The following is a 19,142-nucleotide window of genomic DNA, read 5'->3' as shown; positions in this document are numbered from 1 at the left end:
CCAGGTCGGGCGGAAAGGGACTGCCATGCGCTCGTCCACCCTTTTCCGTCGTATCAACCGCCACCCCGTCAAGAAGCCCCATTCCGCGCGCCAGCTCCCCAAGCCCGTGCGTGAGGCATGCGTGCCGCCGGTCGACTCCATCGTCGAGTACGGCGCCTACGTGGGCGGCGAGAAGGTCTTCGCCCCCGGCATCGTCGAATCCCTTGAGCTGGTTCGCGAGCACAACAAGACCGGATCCAGGGCGTTCGTCTGGGTGGGGCTGCACGAGCCGGAGGCTCCCGAGGTGGAGTGGCTGGCCGAGGTCTTCGGCCTGCACCCCCTGGCCGTCGAGGACGCCGTCAAGGCGCACCAGCGGCCCAAGGTCGAGCGCTACGGCGACTCGCTGTTCCTGGTGCTCAAGACCATCGCCTACCTCGACCACGACGAGCTGACCGCCACCAGCGAGATCATCGCCACCGGCGAGATCATGGTGTTCCTCGGCGCCGACTTCGTGGTCACCGTGCGCCACGGCGAGCACTGCCCGCTGACCGAGGTCCGCGACAAACTGGAGAGCCGCCCCGACCTGCTGGAGCGCGGCCCCGCCGGTGTGGTGCACGCCATCTCCGACCACGTCGTCGACCGCTACCTCCAGGTCGCCGACCTGATGCAGCTCGAACTGGAAGAGGTCGAGGCCACGGTCTTCGCCGACGTCAGCTCCCGCGACATCAACCGGATCTACCAGCTCAAGCGGGAGATGCTGGAGATGAAGCGGGCGGTCACCCCGCTGCAGTCGCCCATGGCGGCGCTGCCCCAGCGGCGGGTGATCCCCTCGGAGATGCGCGAGTACTTCCGCGACGTCAGCGACCACCTCGCCCGCGTGTGCGAGCAGGTGGAGTCCTCCAACGAGCTCGCCAACTCCATCCTCCAGGCCGCCCTGGCCCGCTCGAACACCCTCGCCAACGAGGACATGCGCAAGATCTCGTCGTGGGTGGCCATACTGACCGTGCCCACGATGATCGCCGGGATCTACGGCATGAACTTCGACTTCCTGCCGGGCTCCGACCAGATCTGGGGCTATCCGGCGATCGTCACCCTCATGATCACCGTCTGCTTCCTGCTCTACCGGGGCTTCCGCCGTAACGGCTGGCTCTAGGCTCCAGGCTCTAGGCGGGGCGGAGGCGTTCCTCGCGATAGGCCAGCATCTGGGTGCGCTCGGACCGCAGTTGGTCGCGGCGCGCGCTCAGGTGGGCGACGGTCTCGCGGGCCCAGGTGGCCAGCCGTTCCACCTCGGCCCTGGTCTTCTCGATGCGCTGGTGCTTGAGGGCGTCGGTGATGATGTTGTCGAAGAACGCGTCGACGAACCACTCCGTGTCCACCTCGGGCATCTTCGGCCGCGCCGCGATCCCGGTGTCGGCCAGCTCGCGGGCGAAGACGTCCAGGGCTCGCTGGGCGTGCCAGGCGGCCTTGTCGGCGCTGGTCAGCTTGTCGTGCTCGTAGGCGTCGACGAGCAGGCCGCCGCCGAACATGTCCCAGGTCGAGGCGTTTCCCGCTGACTTCAGCAGGCGCAGCACGACACCCAGGGCCTCCTGCGCCGCCTGTCCCGCCCGCTCGACTTCCTCAAGCTCGTATACGGCGGCGCCCAGCCCGTCCAGCTCGACGGCGAGATCGGCCAGCTCGCGGGCGAGGGGATCGCCGGTCCTGATGAGCTCCCGCTCCTTCTCGGCCAGCAGGGCGGCGTACTCCTGCGACGCCTGGCCGAGACCCTGCAATTCCTCCTCGGCCGCCGCGGCGTCGGCCTGGAGCTGGGCCAGCCGGGCGCGGTGGCCGTCCACGCGCTCCCTGGCCACGGCCGCCTCCGCGCGCTCGCGGGCCAGGCGCTCCTCGCGGTTGCCGAGCAGGCGGGCGAAGGCCGCCGACAGCCCGCCCTCCAGCCGGGCGACGTCGCGCTCCTCCTCGACGAGCTCGGACTCCAGGTTCTCCAGGGCGCCTCGGACGTCCTCGATCTGCCGCGCGGTGGTCTCGCGCAGGCGACGGACGTGGTCGGCTCGGTGCAGTCTGGCGGCCGCGGCGCGCAGCCGTTCGTCAAGGTCCGGGGAGAGGCTCACACACTGAAGGACGTTCGAGACAACCCCGACGTTCCACTAGCCCCTCGCAGGGGACCTGACCGCCCGGGCTGGTTCAGACGGCGACTGGCTTCAGTGGGTGGACTGGTTTTGGGAGGTCCAGGCCGCGTTCGGCCCATAGTTCCCGCATCCTGTCCGGGTAGTCGGTTACCACGCCGGCCACGCCCAGGTCGAGCATGCGTGCGGCCAGGGCGGGGTCGTTGACGGTCCAGACCGCCACGTCGAGCCCCGCGGCCGCGCACTGGGTCATCAGCGCCTCGTCCACCATCACGTGCTCGGGCGAGAGCGTCGTCGCGCCGGCGGCGGCCGCCGCGGCCGGGATGTCGTCGCCCAGGCAGCCGTGCCAGTGCAGCGTGTCGAGTTCGATCAGGGCGAAGCGCCTGGTGTCCGGCGCCTTCCGCGCGGCGTGCGCGATGACGCGCCAGTCGAAGCTCAGGATCGCCGCGTTGCCCAGGCGGCCGTGGCGGTCGAGCTCGTCCAGGACCAGGTCCGTGAACAGCTCCGGGTCGGCGGTCAGCTCGGGGCGGGTCGGGTCCGACTTCAGCTCCACGTGCAGCCGGACGCCGTCGGCCTCGTAGGCGTTGACCAGGCCGAGGACCGCGCCGAGCGTGGGCATCCTGGTGTCGGGCACCGCGACCTGGGTGAGGGCGAAGGGGTCGTCCGGGTGGCGCGGCAGCCGTACGCCGACGTCGAGCATGCGGAGCTGGGCCAGGTTGAGGGCGTTGATGGGCTTGCCCACGTAAGGGAAATCGGGGTCGCCGGCCGTCAGCGGTCTGGTGTCGGCGCTGGTCACGGCGGAGACGGTGAGATCGTGGGTCAGCACCAGCCGGCGGTCGGAGGTTAGCGCCACGTCGAGCTCCAGGGCGTGGACCCCGAGCTCCATCGTGCGGCTCAGCCCCGGCAGGGTGTTCTCGGGCCAGAGACCTCTGGCTCCCCGGTGTCCATGAATCTCGACGCGCACACCGGGGACCATACCCGCTCACCCGTGCCGGGCAGCAGGTGCCACGCCGCACCGGTGAGATTGCTCGCACCCAGAACTTCCGAGCCAGAAAAGTGGATATATCGTCCTAAGCTGGTCTGTCATGAGCGTAGACATCGTACGGGCCTGGGTGCGGGGCTGGGCCGTGTCGCGCGCGACCGGGCAGCCGGTCGAGGAGCTCTGGGGGCTCCGCGTCGACGTGGGGCTGCCCGGACACCTCGTACGCCACATCCTGCCCGAGCCCTCGCCCGCGCTCCTGCGTCACCTGGCGGGCACCCTCGACACCCCCGGCACGTGGCTCAAGGTGTGCGCGCCCGCCGACCAGGTGGCGCCCTCGCTCACCTCCGCCTGGTCGGTACAGATGCCGGAGTTCATGATGACGGCGCGGCTGCGCCATACCGAGGTGGCGGCGCCGGGCGGCTACACGCTCGCGGTCGTCCAGCGCGGCGAGGTCGTCACCGCGCGGCTGCTGACCGGCGACGGAGAGGTGGCCGCGCGCGGGCAGATCGCGCTCACCGGCGCCACCGGCGTCGTCGACCAGGTGGAGACCGCCGCGGAACACCGCCGCCGCGGGCTGGGCAGCGTCGTGATGAAGGCCCTGTCGTCCGCGGCGGCCGAGCGGGGCGCCTCGACGGGCGTCCTGCTGGCCACCGCCGACGGCAGGGCCCTCTACTCCACACTCGGCTGGAGACTGCACACCGTGGTCACCGCCGCGGTGGTCACAGCCTGACCAGCATCTTGCCGACGTTCTTGCCGGCCAGCACGTCCAGGAACGCCTGCGGCGCCCGCTCGATGCCCTCGGCCACCGTCGTCTCCGTGCGCAGCGAGCCGTCGGCCAGCCAGCCCGCCGCCTTTCCGATCCACTCGGGGAAGCGGTCGAGGTAGTGGCTGACCAGCATGCCGCGCAGCGTCGCGCTCTTGTGCGCCAGCGTGAACAGGTTCGCGGGACCCGGCACCGGCTCCGTCGCGTTGTAGGCGCTGATGGCGCCGACCATCGCGATCCTGCCGCCGACGTTGAGCGCGTCGATCGCGGCCACGAGGTGGTCGCCGCCGACGTTGTCGAGGTAGACGTCGAGGCCGTCCGGCGCGGCCTGCGCGAGTTGCCCGGCCACCGAGCCGGCCCGGTAGTCGATCCCCACGTCGTAGCCGAAGTCGCTGACCAGCCGCGCCGCCTTGACCGGGCCGCCCGCCGAGCCGATCACCCTGGCCGCGCCCAGCTTCCTGGCCAACTGGCCGGCGACGCTGCCCACGGCCCCGGCGGCCGAGGAGATGAAGACGGTGTCGCCGGGCCGTACCGGGGCGACCTCGGTGAGCGAGACGTAGGCGGTCAGGCCCGTGGTGCCCAGCACCCCCAGGTACGCCTCCTCCGGAGCCAGCTCGGGATCCACGACCGTGGCCTGGGCGGCCTCGACCACGGCGTACTCGCGCCAGCCCAGGAAGTGCACCACGGTCGCGCCCACCGGGATCTCCGGGACGCGCGAGTCCACCACCTCGCCCACGGCCGAGCCGTCCAGCGGCTGCCCGATCTCGAACGGCGGGATGTAGGACTCGGCGTCGTCCATACGGCCCCGCATGTAGGGGTCCACGGACATCCACGTGTTGCGCACCAGGACCTGGCCCTCGCCGATGCGCGGCACGCCGGTCGTGGCCAGCTCGAAGTCGCGCAGCTCCGGCTCGCCGGAGGGTCGCAGGGCCAGACGGATCTCACGGTTCATGACATTCTCCTCAAGGGTGTCGAGCAGTCGCTCGGCTTCGCTGTCCTCTGGGTTCTCGTGGTCGTGGAAGAGCACCGGCTCACCGGCGCGGACGGCGCCCAGGCAGGCGAAGACCGGCTCCAGGTGCTCGACCGCCCGCCGTCCGCCCGACGCGCCGCCGTAGGCCACGAACCCGACGGGCTTGCCCCGCCACTCCTCGCGGTACCAGTCGATGGCGTTCTTGAGCGCGGCGGGATAGCTGTGGTTGTACTCGGGCGTGACGATCACGAACGCCTCCGCCCCGGCCAGCCAAGGCCGCAGATCCCGTACGGCCGGCGGCTCCGGCCCCCCTTCCCCGGGCAGCACCATGGGCAGCCACGCCTGCGCGAGGTCGATCACGTCGACCTCCAGCCCGGTCCGCCGGGCGGCGCGCTCCTGGATCCACTTCGCCGCCGTGGGACCGAAGCGGCCCTGCCGTACGCTGCCGATGATGATCGCGACTCGCATGGGTCCACTGTGCGCCGGGGCTCGCACGGACGGCTGGGGGTTCGCTGGGGGTAGCGTGACCTGGTGCGATTTGGTGTGCTTGGCCCGCTTGCGGTGTGGGCCGACGACGGCGAGCCGGTCCGCGTACCCGAGCTGAAGGTACGCGCGCTCCTGGCCGACCTGCTGGTCCACGAGGGCCGCCCGGTCCCCGCGGACCGCCTGGCCGACGACCTGTGGGGCGAGGACCTGCCCGGCAACCCGGCCAACACCCTGCAGACCAAGATCTCCCAGCTTCGCCGCGTCGTGGGCCGAGACCTCGTCCGCCACACCCCCGCCGGCTACATCCTGCCCGCCGGGGACGTGGACGCCCTCGCCTTCGCCCGCCTGCTCACCCGCGCCCGCGCCGAACCCGACCCGCGCACCCGCGCCGCCCTGCTGTCCGACGCCCTCTCCCTGTGGCGCGGTCCCGCCTACGCCGACTTCCGCGACGAGGAGTTCGCCCGCACCGCCGCCGCCCGCCTCGACGAGCAGCGCCTGACCGCCCTCGAAGAGCACGCCGAGGTACGGCTGTCGCTCGGCGAGCACACGCGGCTGGCCGACGAGCTGTCGGAGCCGGTGGCCGAACACCCGCTGCGCGAACGGCTGCGCGCCGTGCACCTGCGCGCCCTTTACCGGTCGGGCCGCCAGACCGAGGCGCTGGCGGGATACACGGCGTTGCGCGAGCGCCTGGACTCGGAACTGGGCGTGGACCCGGGCCCCGAGCTGGTGAACCTCTACCAGGCCATCCTCCGCCAGGACCCGTCCCTGGCCCCCGCCCCGGCCCCGTCCACCTCCGCCGCCCGCCCCCGCACCAACCTCCCCACCCCCCTGACTCCCCTGATCGGCCGCGAAACCGCCCTGACCCACCTCCACACCCTCCTAAGCCCCACCCGCGTGCCCGCGCCCACGGAACCCATGACCGGGGCAGGGGTGTTTGGGGGTGGGGCGCGGTTGGTCACCCTGACGGGGCCGGGCGGGGTGGGGAAGACGCGGCTCGCGCTGGCCGCCGCCGCGGGGGAGGACGCCTGGCTGGTCGAGTTGGCCGGGCTGCGTACCCAGGACGTGGCGACCGTGGCCGAGGTGGTCGCCGATGTCCTGGATGTGCGGGACGAGGCCCTGGCCCGGCCGGGTGCCGCCGCGTTGCCGGAGCGGCTGGCCGACGCCCTGCGTACCCGCGAGCTTCTCCTGGTTCTGGACAACTGCGAGCACCTGGTCGAGCCGGTGGCGGAGTTGGTGAGTCTGCTGTTGGGTAGCGCGCCTGGTCTCAGGGTGCTGGTGACCAGTCAGGAGCCGCTGGCCATCCCGGGCGAGGCGGTCTATCCGGTCGAGCCGCTGGACACGGCCGACGCGCTGAGCCTGTTCGCCGCCCGCGCGGGTGTGACGCTGGACGTGGGCGCCACCGTGTGGGCAGAGGCGATCTGCCGCCGCCTGGACGGCCTGCCCCTGGCGCTCGAACTCGCCGCCGCCCGGGTGCGCGCCCTCGGCGTCCAGGGGGTGGCCGAGCATCTCGACGACCGCTTCGCGCTGCTGTCCGGGACCGCCCGGGGACTGCCCGCGCGGCAGCGCACCCTCCGCGCGGTGATCGACTGGAGCTGGGAGCAGCTCACCCCGACGCAGCGGGAGGGGCTGACCGCCCTGGCCGTCCACCCGGGCGGCTGCACGCTGGAGGCCGCGGGCATCGGCGCCGACCTGGTCGACCAGCTCGTCAACCGCTCGATGGTCATCGCCGAGCCGCCCCGCTACCGGCTGCTGGAGAGCATCGCCGCCTACTGCCTGGAGCGCCTGGCACCGGACGACCCGCTGTTCGCGCGCCGCGACACCTACTACACCGGCCTCGCCGAGCGCGCCCGCCCTCACCTGTACGGCCACGCCCAGCGCGAATGGCTGGCCCGGCTCGACGAGGAGACACCCAACCTGCGCGCGGTGGACACGGGCGACCGGCTGGCGTGGTACCTGTACCTGCGCGGCCGACACACCGAGGCCCACCGCCTGACCAGGGGCACCGCCTGGGAGCCGGGCTTCGCGATGCTGCTCGGCCTGCCGTACCCGGAAGTGGAGGGTGCGCGGGCGGGGTGGTTCACCGCGCATGCCTATCTGCACCTGGGGGACGTGGCCAAGGCCGGGCCGGTGCTTGAACGGGTGCTGGCCGACTTCCGGGTCGCGGGCGACCGGTGGGGTGAGGCGGCGGCGCTGATGGGGCGGGCCAAGCTGGCGATCTTCCAGGGGGAGTTCGCGCGGGCCGAGCGCAGTGGGGTCGAGAGCCTGGAGATCTTCACCGAACTGGGTGACCAGTGGGGCCGCCTCCAGGCCAGCGACCAGCTCGGCTACCTGGCCGAGATCGGCGGCGACTACGACCGCGCCGCGTCCCTGCACAGGGAGGGGCTGCGGATCGCCGAGGATCTGCGGTTGTGGACGGACGTGTCCTACCGGCTGTCCAGCCTGGGGCGGGTGGCGCTGCTGACCGGGGAGTTGGAGCGCTCGCGGGAGTTCCACGCGCGGGGGATGCGGATGGCGGCCGAGCAGTCGAACCGGTTCGCCGAGGAGTTCGCGCGGGTGGGGCTCGGGCTGGCGGCGCGGCGCTCCGGCGACCTGGACGAGGCGGAGCGCCTGTTCCTGGCCTCGCTGGAGTGGAACCGTCGCCTGGAGGCCGACTACGGCGTGCCCTTCTACGGGGTGACGCTGATCCTGGCCGAGCTGGGGTTCGTCGCGGAGTCGCGCGGCGCCGCCGTACTGGCGAGGGAGCGGCACGAGGAGGGGCTGCGGGCCGCACGCGCGCTCGGCGACCCGCGCTCGGTGGCGCTCGCGCTGGAGGGACTGGCCGGGGTGGCCATCCTGGAGGGCGCGCCCTCGCGCGCCCTTGAGCTGCTGGACGAGGCGGCGGACCTGCGCGAGTCGGTCGGCGCGCCCCTCCCACCAGCGGAGCGCGGCGACGTGGACCGCATCAGAAAAGCCGCCTCACACTGAGCCCTCGCTGGTCAGACCAGGGAGCGCAGTGAGATCGTCTGGTCGCGGCCCGGTCCGACGCCGATCGCGGAGATGGGCGCGCCGCTCATCTCCTCCAGCGTGCGCACGTAGGCCTGCGCGTTGGGCGGCAGATCCTCGAACGACTTGGCCCCCGTGATGTCCTCCTGCCACCCCGGGAACTCCTCGTAGATCGGCTTGGCGTGGTGGAAGCCGGTCTGCGTCATCGGGATCTCGTCGTGCCGCTCGCCGTCCACGTCGTAGGCGACGCAGACCGGGATGCGCTCCAGCCCCGACAGCACGTCGAGCTTGGTGAGGAAGAAGTCGGTGACGCCGTTGATGCGGGTGGCGTAGCGGGCGATGACCGCGTCGAACCAGCCGGTGCGGCGGTTGCGGCCGGTGGTGACGCCGTACTCGCCGCCGGTGGTGCGCAGCCAGTCGCCCATCTCGTCCTCGAGCTCCGTCGGGAACGGTCCCGAGCCCACCCGGGTCGTGTACGCCTTGAGGATGCCGATGACCTTGGTCAGGCGCTGCGGCGGGATGCCGGAGCCCGCGCACGCGCCGCCGCTGGTGGGCGAGGAGGAGGTCACGAACGGGTAGGTGCCGTGGTCGATGTCGAGCAGCGTGCCCTGGCCGCCCTCCAGCAGGACGAACCTGCCCTCGTCCAGCGCCTTCGACAGCACCAGCGAGGTGTCGGCGATGTGCGGCTTGAGGCGCTCGGCGTAGCCCAGGTACTCCTCGAGCACCTGGGCGTGGTCGAGGCCGCGCCGGTTGTAGATCTTGGTGAGGATCTGGTTCTTCTCGTTGAGCGCGACCTCGATCTTCTGCGACAGGATGCCCGGGTCGAGCAGGTCCTGGACCCGGATGCCCACCCGGTAGATCTTGTCCCCGTACGCCGGCCCGATGCCGCGGCCGGTCGTGCCGATCTTGGCCTTGCCCAGGTAGCGCTCGCTCACCTTGTCCAGGGCCTTGTGGTGGGGCATGATCAGGTGCGCGTTCGCCGAGATCAGCAGGCGTTCGGCGGACACGCCGCGGGCCGCGAGCGCGTCGATCTCCTGCAGCAGTACGCCCGGGTCGATCACCACGCCGTTGCCGATGACGGGGACCACGTTGGGCGACAGGATTCCGGTCGGCACCAGGTGGAGCGCGTACTTCTGGTCGCCGATGACGATCGTGTGGCCCGCGTTGTTGCCGCCCTGGTAGCGGACGACATACTCGACGGCGTCGCCGAGCAGGTCAGTGGCCTTTCCCTTGCCCTCATCGCCCCACTGGGCGCCCAAGACAACGACAGCCGGCATGGTTCTATCTCCCCAGCACACGGCGATGGATCCGCGGCGCAACGACTGCGAGCGGGCACGCCAATAGACACGGAAACCCCTGGCGCAAGCGCGACAGGGGCTCTTGCGTAGAGAGACTACCCGATTGGGCTATTCGTCCCCAAGGCTCACTTGGCCAGCGCGTCGTAGGCGGCGGGGTCGCTGTCCTTGAGGAACTGCATGCACCGCTCGGCCTCGTCCTTCTCGCCGATCGACTGGGCGGCGCGGGCGAGGGAGTAGAGGCAGCGCAGGAAGCCCTGGTTCGGCTCGTGCTCCCAAGGGACGGGCCCGTGGCCCTTCCAGCCGTTGCGGCGCAGTTGGTCGAGACCGCGATGATAGCCGGTCCTGGCGAAGGCGTAAGAGGTGACCGCGTGACCGCTCGCGAAGTACTCCTCCGCGAGCGCCGCCCATGCCGCCGGGTAGGCGGGGAAACGGGCGGCGACGTCGGCGGGCTTGGCGCCGGATTCGAGCGCCTCCCTGGCCTCGGGCAGATCCGGCAGGTGGGTCGGGGGCGGCCCGGCGAGAAGGTTATCCATACAAACAGTCATACCCGCCGGGCCACTCGCCTGACTAGGTGATCTTCGTCCCGGCGGACTTCAGGTCCTGGCACGCCTGGGCCACGCGGGCCGCCATGGCCGCCTCGGCGGACTTGCCGTAGGAGCGCGGGTCGTAGACCTTCTTGTTGCCGACGTCGCCGTCCACCTTGAGCACGCCGTCGTAGTTGGTGAACATGTGGGCGGCGATCGGGCGGGTGAAGGCGTACTGGGTGTCGGTGTCGATGTTCATCTTCACCACGCCGTAGGAGATCGCCTCGTGGATCTCCTCCAGCAGCGAGCCGGAGCCGCCGTGGAAGACCAGGTCGAACGGCTTGTCCTTGCCGTACTTCGCGCCGACCGCGTCCTGGATGTCCTTCAGCACCGACGGGCGCAGCTTCACGTGGCCGGGCTTGTAGACGCCGTGGACGTTGCCGAAGGTCGCGGCCAGCATGTAGCGGCCCTGCTCGCCGACGCCGACCGCCTCGGCCGTGGCCAGGGCGTCGTCCGTCGTGGTGTAGAGCTTCTCGTTGATCTCGCCGACGACGCCGTCCTCCTCGCCGCCGACGACGCCGATCTCCATCTCCATCACGATGTTGGCGCGGTGGCACTTGTCGAGAAGCTCCTTGGCGATCTCCAGGTTCTCCTCCAGCGGTACGGCGGAGCCGTCCCACATGTGCGACTGGAACAGCGGGTCCAGACCCTTGGACACGCGCTCCAGCGAGATGTCGACCAGCGGCCGCATGAACCCGTCGAGCTTGTCCTTGGGGCAGTGGTCGGTGTGCAAGGCCACGGTCACCGGGTACTTGGCGGCGACCACGCGGGCGTACTCGGCCAGGGCGGTCGCGCCGACGACCATGTCCTTCACGGTGGCGCCGGACAGGAACTCGGCGCCGCCGGTGGAGACCTGGACGATGCCGTCGCTCTCGGCCTCGGCGAAGCCGCGCAGCGCGGCGTTCAACGTCTGGGAAGAGGTCACGTTGATCGCCGGGTAGGCGAACCCGCCTGCTTTGGCCCGGTCGAGCATCTGGGCGTAGACCTCTGGGGTGGCGATGGGCATGATTCATCTCCTAGAACGTTCGGCTTCGCGGTGCCCAGTATCGCGGCTCGGTAACCCCCGTGGTAGTGACCCCGCCCGGTAAGCTCCTCGCGTGGACTGGCTTCTCAACCTTCTCGACCCGACATGGTGGCTGACCATTCTCGGGGCGTTCGCCACGGTCGGCGTGCTGGCGATCATCTTCGCCGAGACCGGCCTGCTGCTCGGCTTCTTCCTGCCGGGCGACTCACTGCTGGTGGCCGCCGGGATCTTCAGCTCCGCGTCGGTGGCGGTGGGGATGGGCATCGAGCCGCTTTCGCTGCCGGTCCTGCTGATCGGGACGCCGCTGTGCGCGATCGCCGGCGCGCAGCTCGGGCACTTCCTGGGGATGCGGATCGGCAGGAGGATGTTCGACAAGCCCAACTCGCGGCTCTTCAAGAAGGAGCACGTGCTGAGGGCCGAGGAGTTCTTCGAGAAGTTCGGTCCGGCGAAGGCCGTGGTGCTGGCCAGGTTCGTGCCGATCGTGCGCACGTTCATGAACCCGGTCGCCGGGGTCCTGGAGATGACGCCCCGGCGGTTCTTCATGTGGAACGTCATCGGCGGCGTCGTCTGGACCGAGGGCCTGATCCTGCTCGGCTACTACCTGGGCAGCAAGGTCAACCCCAAGCAGATCGACAAGTACATCCTGCCCGGCGTCTTCCTCATCGTCTTCATCTCCCTGATCCCGATCATCGTCGAGTTCGTGAAGGGCAGGCGGGCGGCGAAGGCTCTGCCCACGCCCAACGGTAAACACCACAGGGTCAACACGAAGCACTGAAGGGCAAGACGAGGTTACCAACGGGTACGCTCCGGTGTGTGGGACGCCACAGGACAGACCCGATGGGCCTCGCGAGGCTCGGGCTCGCCGTGCTCGCGGTCGCGCTCGTGGTGGCGCTGGTCGTGATCGGCGCGCGGGCCCTGCTCAGCTCGCTCGACACTCCGGAGCCCGTCTCGGCCGAGGGCGGCACCTCCGCGCCGTCCACCAGCGCGCAGGTGCCGACGGTGCGCATCGAGTGCGTGGCAGAGACCTGCCCGCTGGTCACCGTACGGGTGCCCGGCGGCGACGTGCTCCAGTACCGCGACATGAGCCGGGGCGAGGAGGTCAGCTACTTCGAGCCCGAGCTGTCGGTCGTGCTGTCCGACGCGGGCACCGTACGCGTGGCGGAGAACGGCAAGGCGCGCGCCCCCGGCAAGGCGGGCGAGCGCGAGGCGTTCACCGTGCGCAGCCCGTGAGTCAGATGCCGCACTCGGCGGCGGTGTAGGCGTAGCGGTACTCCAGGCCCTCGTCGGCCAGCCGAGGGGCCGCGCCGCGCTCGACGATCGTGACCACGGCCACGACCTCGGCGCCCTCCTCGCGCAGCGCCTCGACCGCGGTCATGACGGAACCGCCGGTGGTCGAGGTGTCCTCCAGCGCCAGCACTCTGCGGCCCTTGACGTCCGGCCCCTCGACACGGCGCTGCAGCCCGTGCACCTTCTGCGCCTTGCGCACCACGAACGCGTCCAGCGTGCGCCCCTGCGCTGCGGCGGCGTGCAGCATCGCGGCGGCCACCGGGTCGGCGCCCAGCGTCAGCCCGCCCACGGCGTCGTAGCCGAGGTCCGCGGTCAGCTCCAGCAGCACCCGGCCGACCAGCGGCGCGGCGACGCCGTCGAGCGTGATCCTGCGCAGGTCGAGATAGCTGTCGGCCTCCTGCCCCGACGACAGGATGACCTTGCCGTGCACCACGGCCTTGTTCTTGATCTCGGCAAGCAGCTTCTCGCGATCCGTCATGCGTCCAAGCTTAGGGTTCGCAGCAGGGTGAGAGCCTGCTCGTACCCCTCGGGCAGCCGCCGCACCGAGACCCTGAAGACCTCCAGCGGCGTCAGCCGCGGCGCCAGCGCGGGCCCGGCCCTGGCCAGCGCGCCCACCCGGGCGGGCGCGAGCTGGGCGAGCGTCTCGTCGCCGGCGAAGGCCCGCCGCGCCGCCCCCGCGAGGGCGAGCATCGCCGCCAGCCGTCCCGCCAGATCACCCGGCCGCTCGTACGGCTCGGCCACCACCAGCCGGTGCTGCGCGGCGAGCGAGCCCCGGTAGACCTCGGCCAGCCGGGTGCGCAGGTAGGTCAGCGTGGCCAGCCCGGTGAACGGGTCCTCGCAGCCGAGCCCGTTCACCGGGGCGAAGCTCGCCTCGGTCCAGCCCACGGCGAACGACCGGGCGGCGGTGAACGGCGGCTCGCCGAGCCCGAGCGCGGTGAAGAGCGCAGCGAGGTCGTTCATGCCCTCGCCGATGCCCACACCCGCCCGCGCCCGCGCGCCCCCGAGCGCGGCGCACGCGCGGATCAGGTCGTGGCCCCTGTTCACGGCCTTGATCGCGTGTTCGACCGCCGGCGTCCACCAGTCCTCGGGCAGGGACCAGCCGGCCTCCAGGCTCCCCTTGCGCCAGCGCGAGCGCAGTGATCCTGGAATGTCCTCGTCCATCTGTCCTCCGAAAGGGTTTCAAAGGCAAAGACGAGCTTTCGGGTTAGTCATGACGCGGAATGCGGAATGATTCGGCGGGGCAACCCCGCGTAATCGTGAGGTCACTATGAGTGTCGAATCGCCGCAAAGCGATGCAGATCTACTCGAAGCGGTACGAGGCGGCAATGCCGCCGCCTTCGGCGAGCTCTACAAGCGCCATGTCGTCGCCGCTCGAGCCCTCGCCCGCCAACTGGTGCGCGGGGAGACCGACGTCGAGGACGTCGTCGCCGAGTCCTTCACCAAGATCCTCGACTTGGTGGGCCGCGGCGGCGGTCCCGACGCCGGATTCCGGCCGTACCTGCTGACGGTCGTGCGCAGGACGGTCTACGACCGCGGCCGGGTCGAGAGCCGCCAGGTGAGCACCGGCGAGATCGAGCTGTTCGACCCCGGGGTGCCCTTCGTCGACCCCGCGCTGACCGGGCTGGAGAAGTCGCTCATCTCCCGCGCGTTCCTGTCGCTGCCCGACCGCTGGCGCGCGGTGCTGTGGCACACCGAGGTGGAGAACGCCAAGGCCGCCGAGGTCGGCCCGCTGCTCGGGCTGTCGGCCAACGGCGTCGCCGCCCTGGCCTACCGGGCCCGCGAGGGGCTGCGGCAGGCGTACCTGCAGATGCACCTGGCCGCCTCGCCCCAGCAGGCGTGCCGTCCTGTGCTCGGCAAGATGGGCGCGTACGTCAGGGGAGGGCTGGCCCGGCGCGACTCGAAGTCGGTCGACGACCACGTCAGCGACTGCGCCGAGTGCAACTCGGTGCTCCTGGAGCTCGTCGACGTCAACCGCGGCCTGCGTGTCATCGTCGGCCCGCTCATCGTGGGCCCGGTGTTCGCCGGATACCTCACCGCGCTGGCCAAGGCCGGCGCGGCGGCGGGCGGCGCGGGCGCGGGCATCATCCACGCGCTCGGCTGGATCCGCCGCGCGCCCAAGAGCCAGCAGGCGGCCGTCGCGGGCGGCGTGGCGGCGGGGGTGGCGGTGGCCGCCTTCCTCCTGGTCTCGGGGGAGGAACCGATCAAGAAGCCGCCGGTGGCCGCCGCGCCGAGCCCCACCCGCCAGGAACCGCCCGCCGTCGAGCCGCCCAGCGAGAAGCCCGCCAGGAAGCCGGAGCCCAAACCCACCCCCACGCCGACCACGCCTGCCCCGAAGCCGGGCAAGGCCAAGCTGTCGGCGACGATCGGCGCGCTCGGCTCCCTCGTACGCTCCCAGCCGGGCATCGTCGGCATCCGCCTGCGCAACGCGGGCAAGGGACCCAGCGACGAGCTCGCCGCCACCGTCGCCCTGCCGGAGGGCGTCACGCTCATCACCGGCGGCAGCAAGGGCAGCTCCGTCACCGCGGTCAAACCGGTCGGCACGGTCGACGGCTGGTCGTGCAAGGTCGCCACCCGCGGCGCCCAGTGCGCACGGCGTCCGCTCAGGGGCGGCTCGGCCACGGCGGTGTTCCTGCGCGTACGCGTGGCCGCCTCGGCACCCGAGGGCGCCGGGCCCGCGGTCCGCATCAAGGCGGGCGGCCTCCAGGTGAAGGCCGTCTCACCGATCGGGGTACGCGAGGACGGCGCGCCCGCCCGCTTCGCCACCGACGGGAAGGTAGTGGTCAGGGCGGTCGGCAACGCGCTGCTCACCTGCCCGCCCACCCGCCAGGGCTGCCCGGAGGCGCTGCGCAGGCAGGGCCAGCGGCGCGACAACGACCTGTGGACCATGCAGCCGCTCGACCGGGACCGGGTGGCGAGCACCAAGTCGTCCAGCGCGGCCAGGCTCGACCTGCCCGCGGGCGGGCAGATCGTGTGGGCCGGGCTCTACTGGTCGGCCAGCACCGATACGGCGGGGCCGATCAAGTTCCGTCCGGCGGGGCGGGACGGGTACGTGAAGATCCGGCCCAACCAGGTCATGTCGCGCGAGCTGCCGGTGGGGTCGGCCTACCAGGCGTTCGCCGACGTGACCGGGCTGGTCAGCAGCAGCAAGAAGAGGGGGACGTGGTGGGCGGCCGACGCACCGATGAAGCCGGGGATCTCGCAGCACGCCGGGTGGAGCCTGGTGGTGATCGCGACCGATCCCGCGCAGCCGTACAGTCAGGCGGTCGTGCTCGACACGGCCACCCAGATCGGCGGGGAGAAGGACGCGGCGGGACGGCTCGACGTGCCGTTGGACGGGCTGATCCCGGCGGCGGCGCCCGCCCGGCTCGAACTCGTCACGTGGGAGGGCGACGCGGACCTGTCCGGCGACAAGGTCTCGCTCGGCGGCGCGGCGATGACGCCGGGGGCGGGCGAGCGGGACGCGGGCAACGCCTTCGACGGGTCGTCGAACGGGGCGAGCGGGCTCACGTTCGGTGTCGACGTGGACACCTTCAGTGCTGAACTGGGGGAACGGCCGCGGCTGAGCATCGTGTCCAGAAGGGATGCGGTGCTGTTCGGTGTCGCGGCGGTGAGTGTCCGCGCACGGTCGTGACCCTTATCGGGACAAACTGGTACGGTTCGCGTAAATCCTCTGGCGTAACGTCGGGCGAGGGCGGAATCGTCGGGATTAACCCTCGCACGATCATTGGCTTCATTACCCTGGTAAAGGGCCGCCGAGTCCGGCTCTGACGGTGCAGAGCCAGAAGGTCGGGCCACCTAGAAAGGGGCGGTGTCGCGTGGATCGCTGCGCGCTGTTCGTGGACGCTGGCTATCTGCTGGCAGACGGCGCGATGGCCGTTCATGGGACCCGCCATCGCGAAGCGGTTTCCTGGGACTATCCCGGCCTGCTGCAGCTCATGACGAACCTGTCACGCGAGCGCACCGGCCTGCCGCTGCTGCGTTGCTACTGGTACGAGGCGACCGTCGAAGGCCGCCGCACCCCCGAGCACGACGCGCTCGCCGACATCCCCGGGCTGAAGCTGCGCCTGTCGCGCATCAGGCCGGGCCGCCGCGAGGGCGTCGACGCGCAGGTCCACCGCGACCTGATGACGCTGGCACGCAACAGCGCCATCTGCGACGCCGTCGTCGTCAGCGGCGACGAGGACCTGGCCCAGGTCGTCTGCGACGCGCAGGACCTCGGCATCAGGGTGACCGTCGTGCACATCACCGCCGACGGGAGCTGGGCGGTCTCCCGCTCGCTGCGCCAGGAGAGCGACGACCTGATCGAGATCGGCGGCGGCCACCTGCGCCCGTACGTCAACCTGGTCACCGGCTCCGCCGAGGCGGCCAACGGCCACCAGCCCGTCAGCAACGGCCAGGCCGCGCACGCGTCCCTGCCGCCCTCGCCGCCGCCGTCGCTGCCGCCGGCCCAGAACAACATCCCGGCGCAGCCGGCCTCCCCGCCCGCCCCGATCTCCCCGCCCAGCGGCACCCGCCCGCCCGCGCTGCCCACCTACACCTACCAGCCCGACCCGCCCTCGACGCCGCAGCAGCCGCCGACGCCGACGCCGACGCCGACGCCGCCGCAGCCGTCCGCGGCGCCGGTCACGGGCCCGATCCAGGCGCAGCCGCCGTCGGCCGGCCAGTACTCCTCGCCGTCGTCGTACCAGCCGTCGCAGCTCGGCCCCTACACCGGGCCGCAGCCCGCGCCCGTGCCACCGACCCCGGCGGCGACCGGGGGCGCGACCACGCTGGCCGACGCGGTGAAGGCCGCGCACCGCGAGGGGCACGACTTCGGCGAGTCGGTGGCGCGGGACGCGCCCGCGCTGTGGCTGGAGGCGGTGCTGGCCCGCAAGCCGCGCATGCCGTCCGACCTGGAGGCGCGACTGCTGCAGGGCTCGTCCCTGCCGATCGACTTCCTCCTCCACGACGAGGTCCGCCACGCACTCCGCCGCGGCTTCTGGGACGCCCTAGAGCGCGCCCGCCACTAGCCTTTTTGTGCTTACTGTCGGGTCTTCTCGTTGCGGACCTCGGCCCCTCCGTCGCCCCAGCGTTCCGTGCGGGGCTTTTGATGTTTCTAACCGTCCTTTTTCCGTTACGGCCAGCCCCCGCCCACGCCACCCGCCGACGCCGGCTCGCGCAGGTCGGCGGGATCGCTTCTCACGTCGGACGGGGTCCCCGCCGCAACGGCCCTTCGTCAGCCCCTTCCCGCGGTAGGTTCACCGGCTGGCTCCCGGTGCTTGTCGGCGGTTCGCCCTTACCAGCGGAGCAGGGCGGCTACGCCGTTGTAGTCGTCGAGGGCTTCTGCGCCCTTTGTGGTCAGGATCGTCAGGGTCACGCCGGTGTTGAGGGCGGCTTCGATCATGCGTTCGCCCAGGTCGGGTTCGGGGTCGGAGGGGACGCCCGCTGGGGCGTGGTCGTACAGGTAGCCGTCCAGGCCCTTGAAGCCCGACCACTTCGCCGACTCCTCCAGGAGCAGGTGGTCCACTCTGCCTTCGTTGAGCAGAGCAAGGGTTTGGTTGAGGCCCAGGGAGCCTCGGCCGCCGGACTTGGCGGCGTCCACGGCCCTGGCCACCAGGGCGGCGTCGCGGCGTTCGCGGGTGGCGGCCAGTTCCGGGGCGACGTGCTTGGCCGCCTCCGCGGGCGGGAGCGTGTCGACGATGGTGTCCACCTGGACCACTTCCAGCGGGTGCAGCGCTCCGGCGAGCACCTCGGTCAGCTCCACGTCCCCGATCAGCAGGACCTCCGTCCAGCCACGGGCCTTGGCCTGGCGGGCGATCTCCGGGGCGCTGGCGTGCAGGTTGCGGCGCAGGTGGTCCTCGATGCGGCGCTGGAACCTGTCCGTCTGCGTGGAGTTGGACTGCACGCCGCCGCCGGGGCCGGGACCGCGCATGGGGCGCCAGTCCTCGGTGTCGATCTCGTAGGTCTCCTGCTGGACGTCTTCGGCCACGCCGTACCTGAGGTCGATGAGGCGGACGCCGTCGCGTGAGACGAGCACCAGGCCGGTGGGCGCGCTCGTGGCCATGGCGGTGAGCAGCGGGCGGACGTAGGCGGTGGATTCGAGCACGGCGCAGTCCTCGATCGGGACCTGCAGCTTGATCGTGCGGACGTCGTTGTCGGTGACCGAGGCGAACAGCGCCCGTCCGATCCCGGATTCGGCGGCATCGAGGAGTTCGAGGATGTCGGGCTCCAGATCTTCGAGCCTGCGGAACACGGCCTCCCTGCGTTCCCGGTCGGGCCAGGTGTTGACGGTGTCCCGGATGGCGGACAGCTCGTTCCTCAACCGGATCCCGCGGGCGGGCCGGGCGGAGGCCTCCTCGCGGGGATCGGCGGTGGTGTACAGCGACACCACGCCCACCTCGTCCTTCATGGCGACGAGCTCGCGGAGGAAGGTCTGATCGAACACGGCAGTTCTCCGTTCTCCGGCATCGAATCACTACCGACTCTAAAAACCCCAATCCACCACAAACCCCACCCCGACCGACTATTTCCCCGCCCTTTACCCCCACCCCCTTGGGAGACGCCACCACCCCAAGCAAGCGCCCGCCCCACAGCAGGCCAATGATCACCCACAACCCCACCGGCCAAGGCACGAGACCAGCCAGGGCGACCATCACACGAGGCCGGCCAGGACCCAAGGACGCCAAGG

16 protein-coding genes and 1 pseudogene are annotated in these 19,142 nt (G+C 71.5%); 7 read left to right on the top strand and 10 right to left on the bottom strand.

Annotated elements, in window-relative coordinates:
• The first annotated feature begins 25 nt into the window (after positions 1-25).
• Positions 26-1,132: a magnesium/cobalt transporter CorA gene (gene corA, locus ACIBEJ_RS20210; RefSeq protein ID WP_397184259.1), complete on the top strand. Its 1,107-nt coding sequence runs from the start codon at positions 26-28 to the stop codon at positions 1,130-1,132.
• 10 nt (positions 1,133-1,142) lie between these two features.
• Here the strand turns inward: corA and ACIBEJ_RS20205 are convergent, their stop codons facing one another.
• Together ACIBEJ_RS20205 and ACIBEJ_RS20200 are read right to left on the bottom strand one after the other, a co-directional pair.
• Positions 1,143-2,084, bottom strand: coding sequence for a hypothetical protein (locus tag ACIBEJ_RS20205; RefSeq protein WP_397184258.1), 942 nt, complete (start codon positions 2,082-2,084; stop codon positions 1,143-1,145).
• Between the two features lie 73 nt (positions 2,085-2,157).
• Positions 2,158-3,063: a glycerophosphodiester phosphodiesterase family protein gene (locus ACIBEJ_RS20200; protein WP_397184257.1), complete on the bottom strand. Its 906-nt coding sequence runs from the start codon at positions 3,061-3,063 to the stop codon at positions 2,158-2,160.
• A 121-nt stretch (positions 3,064-3,184) separates the two neighbouring features.
• On the opposite strand from ACIBEJ_RS20200, the gene ACIBEJ_RS20195 reads away from it, so the two are divergent.
• Positions 3,185-3,811 carry a GNAT family N-acetyltransferase gene (locus ACIBEJ_RS20195; RefSeq protein ID WP_397184256.1) on the top strand — a complete coding sequence of 209 codons (627 nt, stop codon included), beginning with the start codon at positions 3,185-3,187 and terminating at the stop codon, positions 3,809-3,811.
• On the opposite strand, the gene ACIBEJ_RS20190 is transcribed toward ACIBEJ_RS20195, so the two are convergent.
• Entirely contained in the window at positions 3,801-4,796 is a 996-nt protein-coding gene (locus tag ACIBEJ_RS20190) for an NADP-dependent oxidoreductase (RefSeq protein WP_397184335.1), read from the bottom strand. The two genes, ACIBEJ_RS20195 and ACIBEJ_RS20190, sit on opposite strands and share 11 nt — an antisense overlap.
• A gap of 81 nt (positions 4,797-4,877) precedes the next feature.
• Positions 4,878-5,282: pseudogene (locus tag ACIBEJ_RS20185) on the bottom strand (NADPH-dependent FMN reductase); the annotation flags it as partial.
• Between the two features lie 63 nt (positions 5,283-5,345).
• Here ACIBEJ_RS20185 and ACIBEJ_RS20180 point away from each other — a divergent pair.
• Complete coding sequence (locus ACIBEJ_RS20180) at positions 5,346-8,264, top strand: BTAD domain-containing putative transcriptional regulator (protein ID WP_397184255.1); 2,919 nt, start codon at positions 5,346-5,348, stop codon at positions 8,262-8,264.
• 11 nt (positions 8,265-8,275) lie between these two features.
• Here the strand turns inward: ACIBEJ_RS20180 and ACIBEJ_RS20175 are convergent, their stop codons facing one another.
• From ACIBEJ_RS20175 to fbaA, 3 genes are all read right to left on the bottom strand, one after another.
• The gene (locus ACIBEJ_RS20175; RefSeq protein ID WP_397184254.1) at positions 8,276-9,559 is read right to left on the bottom strand and encodes an adenylosuccinate synthase; all 1,284 of its coding nucleotides are present in this window, start codon (positions 9,557-9,559) and stop codon (positions 8,276-8,278) included.
• A gap of 146 nt (positions 9,560-9,705) precedes the next feature.
• Positions 9,706-10,113 (bottom strand): DUF3151 domain-containing protein, encoded by a 408-nt coding sequence (locus tag ACIBEJ_RS20170; protein ID WP_397184253.1) that lies wholly within the window; start codon positions 10,111-10,113, stop codon positions 9,706-9,708.
• Positions 10,114-10,147: 34 nt separating this feature from the next.
• The gene (gene fbaA, locus ACIBEJ_RS20165) at positions 10,148-11,170 is read right to left on the bottom strand and encodes a class II fructose-bisphosphate aldolase (RefSeq protein WP_397184252.1); all 1,023 of its coding nucleotides are present in this window, start codon (positions 11,168-11,170) and stop codon (positions 10,148-10,150) included.
• Positions 11,171-11,261: 91 nt separating this feature from the next.
• Between fbaA and ACIBEJ_RS20160 the strand changes: the two genes are divergently transcribed.
• Both ACIBEJ_RS20160 and ACIBEJ_RS20155 read left to right on the top strand, forming a co-directional pair.
• Positions 11,262-11,963: a DedA family protein gene (locus tag ACIBEJ_RS20160; protein ID WP_397184251.1), complete on the top strand. Its 702-nt coding sequence runs from the start codon at positions 11,262-11,264 to the stop codon at positions 11,961-11,963.
• A gap of 62 nt (positions 11,964-12,025) precedes the next feature.
• On the top strand, positions 12,026-12,418 hold the full coding sequence (locus ACIBEJ_RS20155; RefSeq protein ID WP_397184250.1) for a hypothetical protein: 393 nt from the start codon (positions 12,026-12,028) through the stop codon (positions 12,416-12,418).
• Between the two features lies 1 nt (position 12,419).
• On the opposite strand, the gene ACIBEJ_RS20150 is transcribed toward ACIBEJ_RS20155, so the two are convergent.
• Together ACIBEJ_RS20150 and ACIBEJ_RS20145 are read right to left on the bottom strand one after the other, a co-directional pair.
• A complete protein-coding gene (locus ACIBEJ_RS20150) occupies positions 12,420-12,953 on the bottom strand; it encodes an orotate phosphoribosyltransferase (RefSeq protein ID WP_397184249.1) in 534 nt (177 codons plus the stop codon).
• A complete protein-coding gene (locus tag ACIBEJ_RS20145; RefSeq protein ID WP_397184248.1) occupies positions 12,950-13,636 on the bottom strand; it encodes a hypothetical protein in 687 nt (228 codons plus the stop codon). The genes ACIBEJ_RS20150 and ACIBEJ_RS20145 overlap by 4 nt, the downstream gene beginning before the upstream one ends.
• A 106-nt stretch (positions 13,637-13,742) precedes the next feature.
• Between ACIBEJ_RS20145 and ACIBEJ_RS20140 the strand changes: the two genes are divergently transcribed.
• Together ACIBEJ_RS20140 and ACIBEJ_RS20135 are read left to right on the top strand one after the other, a co-directional pair.
• Positions 13,743-16,106: a sigma-70 family RNA polymerase sigma factor gene (locus ACIBEJ_RS20140; RefSeq protein ID WP_397184247.1), complete on the top strand. Its 2,364-nt coding sequence runs from the start codon at positions 13,743-13,745 to the stop codon at positions 16,104-16,106.
• A 184-nt stretch (positions 16,107-16,290) separates the two neighbouring features.
• Complete coding sequence (locus tag ACIBEJ_RS20135) at positions 16,291-17,484, top strand: NYN domain-containing protein (protein ID WP_397184246.1); 1,194 nt, start codon at positions 16,291-16,293, stop codon at positions 17,482-17,484.
• Positions 17,485-17,750: 266 nt separating this feature from the next.
• Here the strand turns inward: ACIBEJ_RS20135 and ACIBEJ_RS20130 are convergent, their stop codons facing one another.
• A complete protein-coding gene (locus ACIBEJ_RS20130; RefSeq protein WP_397184245.1) occupies positions 17,751-18,899 on the bottom strand; it encodes a VLRF1 family aeRF1-type release factor in 1,149 nt (382 codons plus the stop codon).
• Between the last annotated feature and the right edge of the window lie 243 nt (positions 18,900-19,142).

The sequence above is a fragment of the Nonomuraea sp. NPDC050790 genome (genome assembly GCF_044456745.1).
Taxonomy (GTDB): domain Bacteria; phylum Actinomycetota; class Actinomycetes; order Streptosporangiales; family Streptosporangiaceae; genus Nonomuraea.
This window is presented reverse-complemented; position numbering and strand designations above follow the sequence as displayed.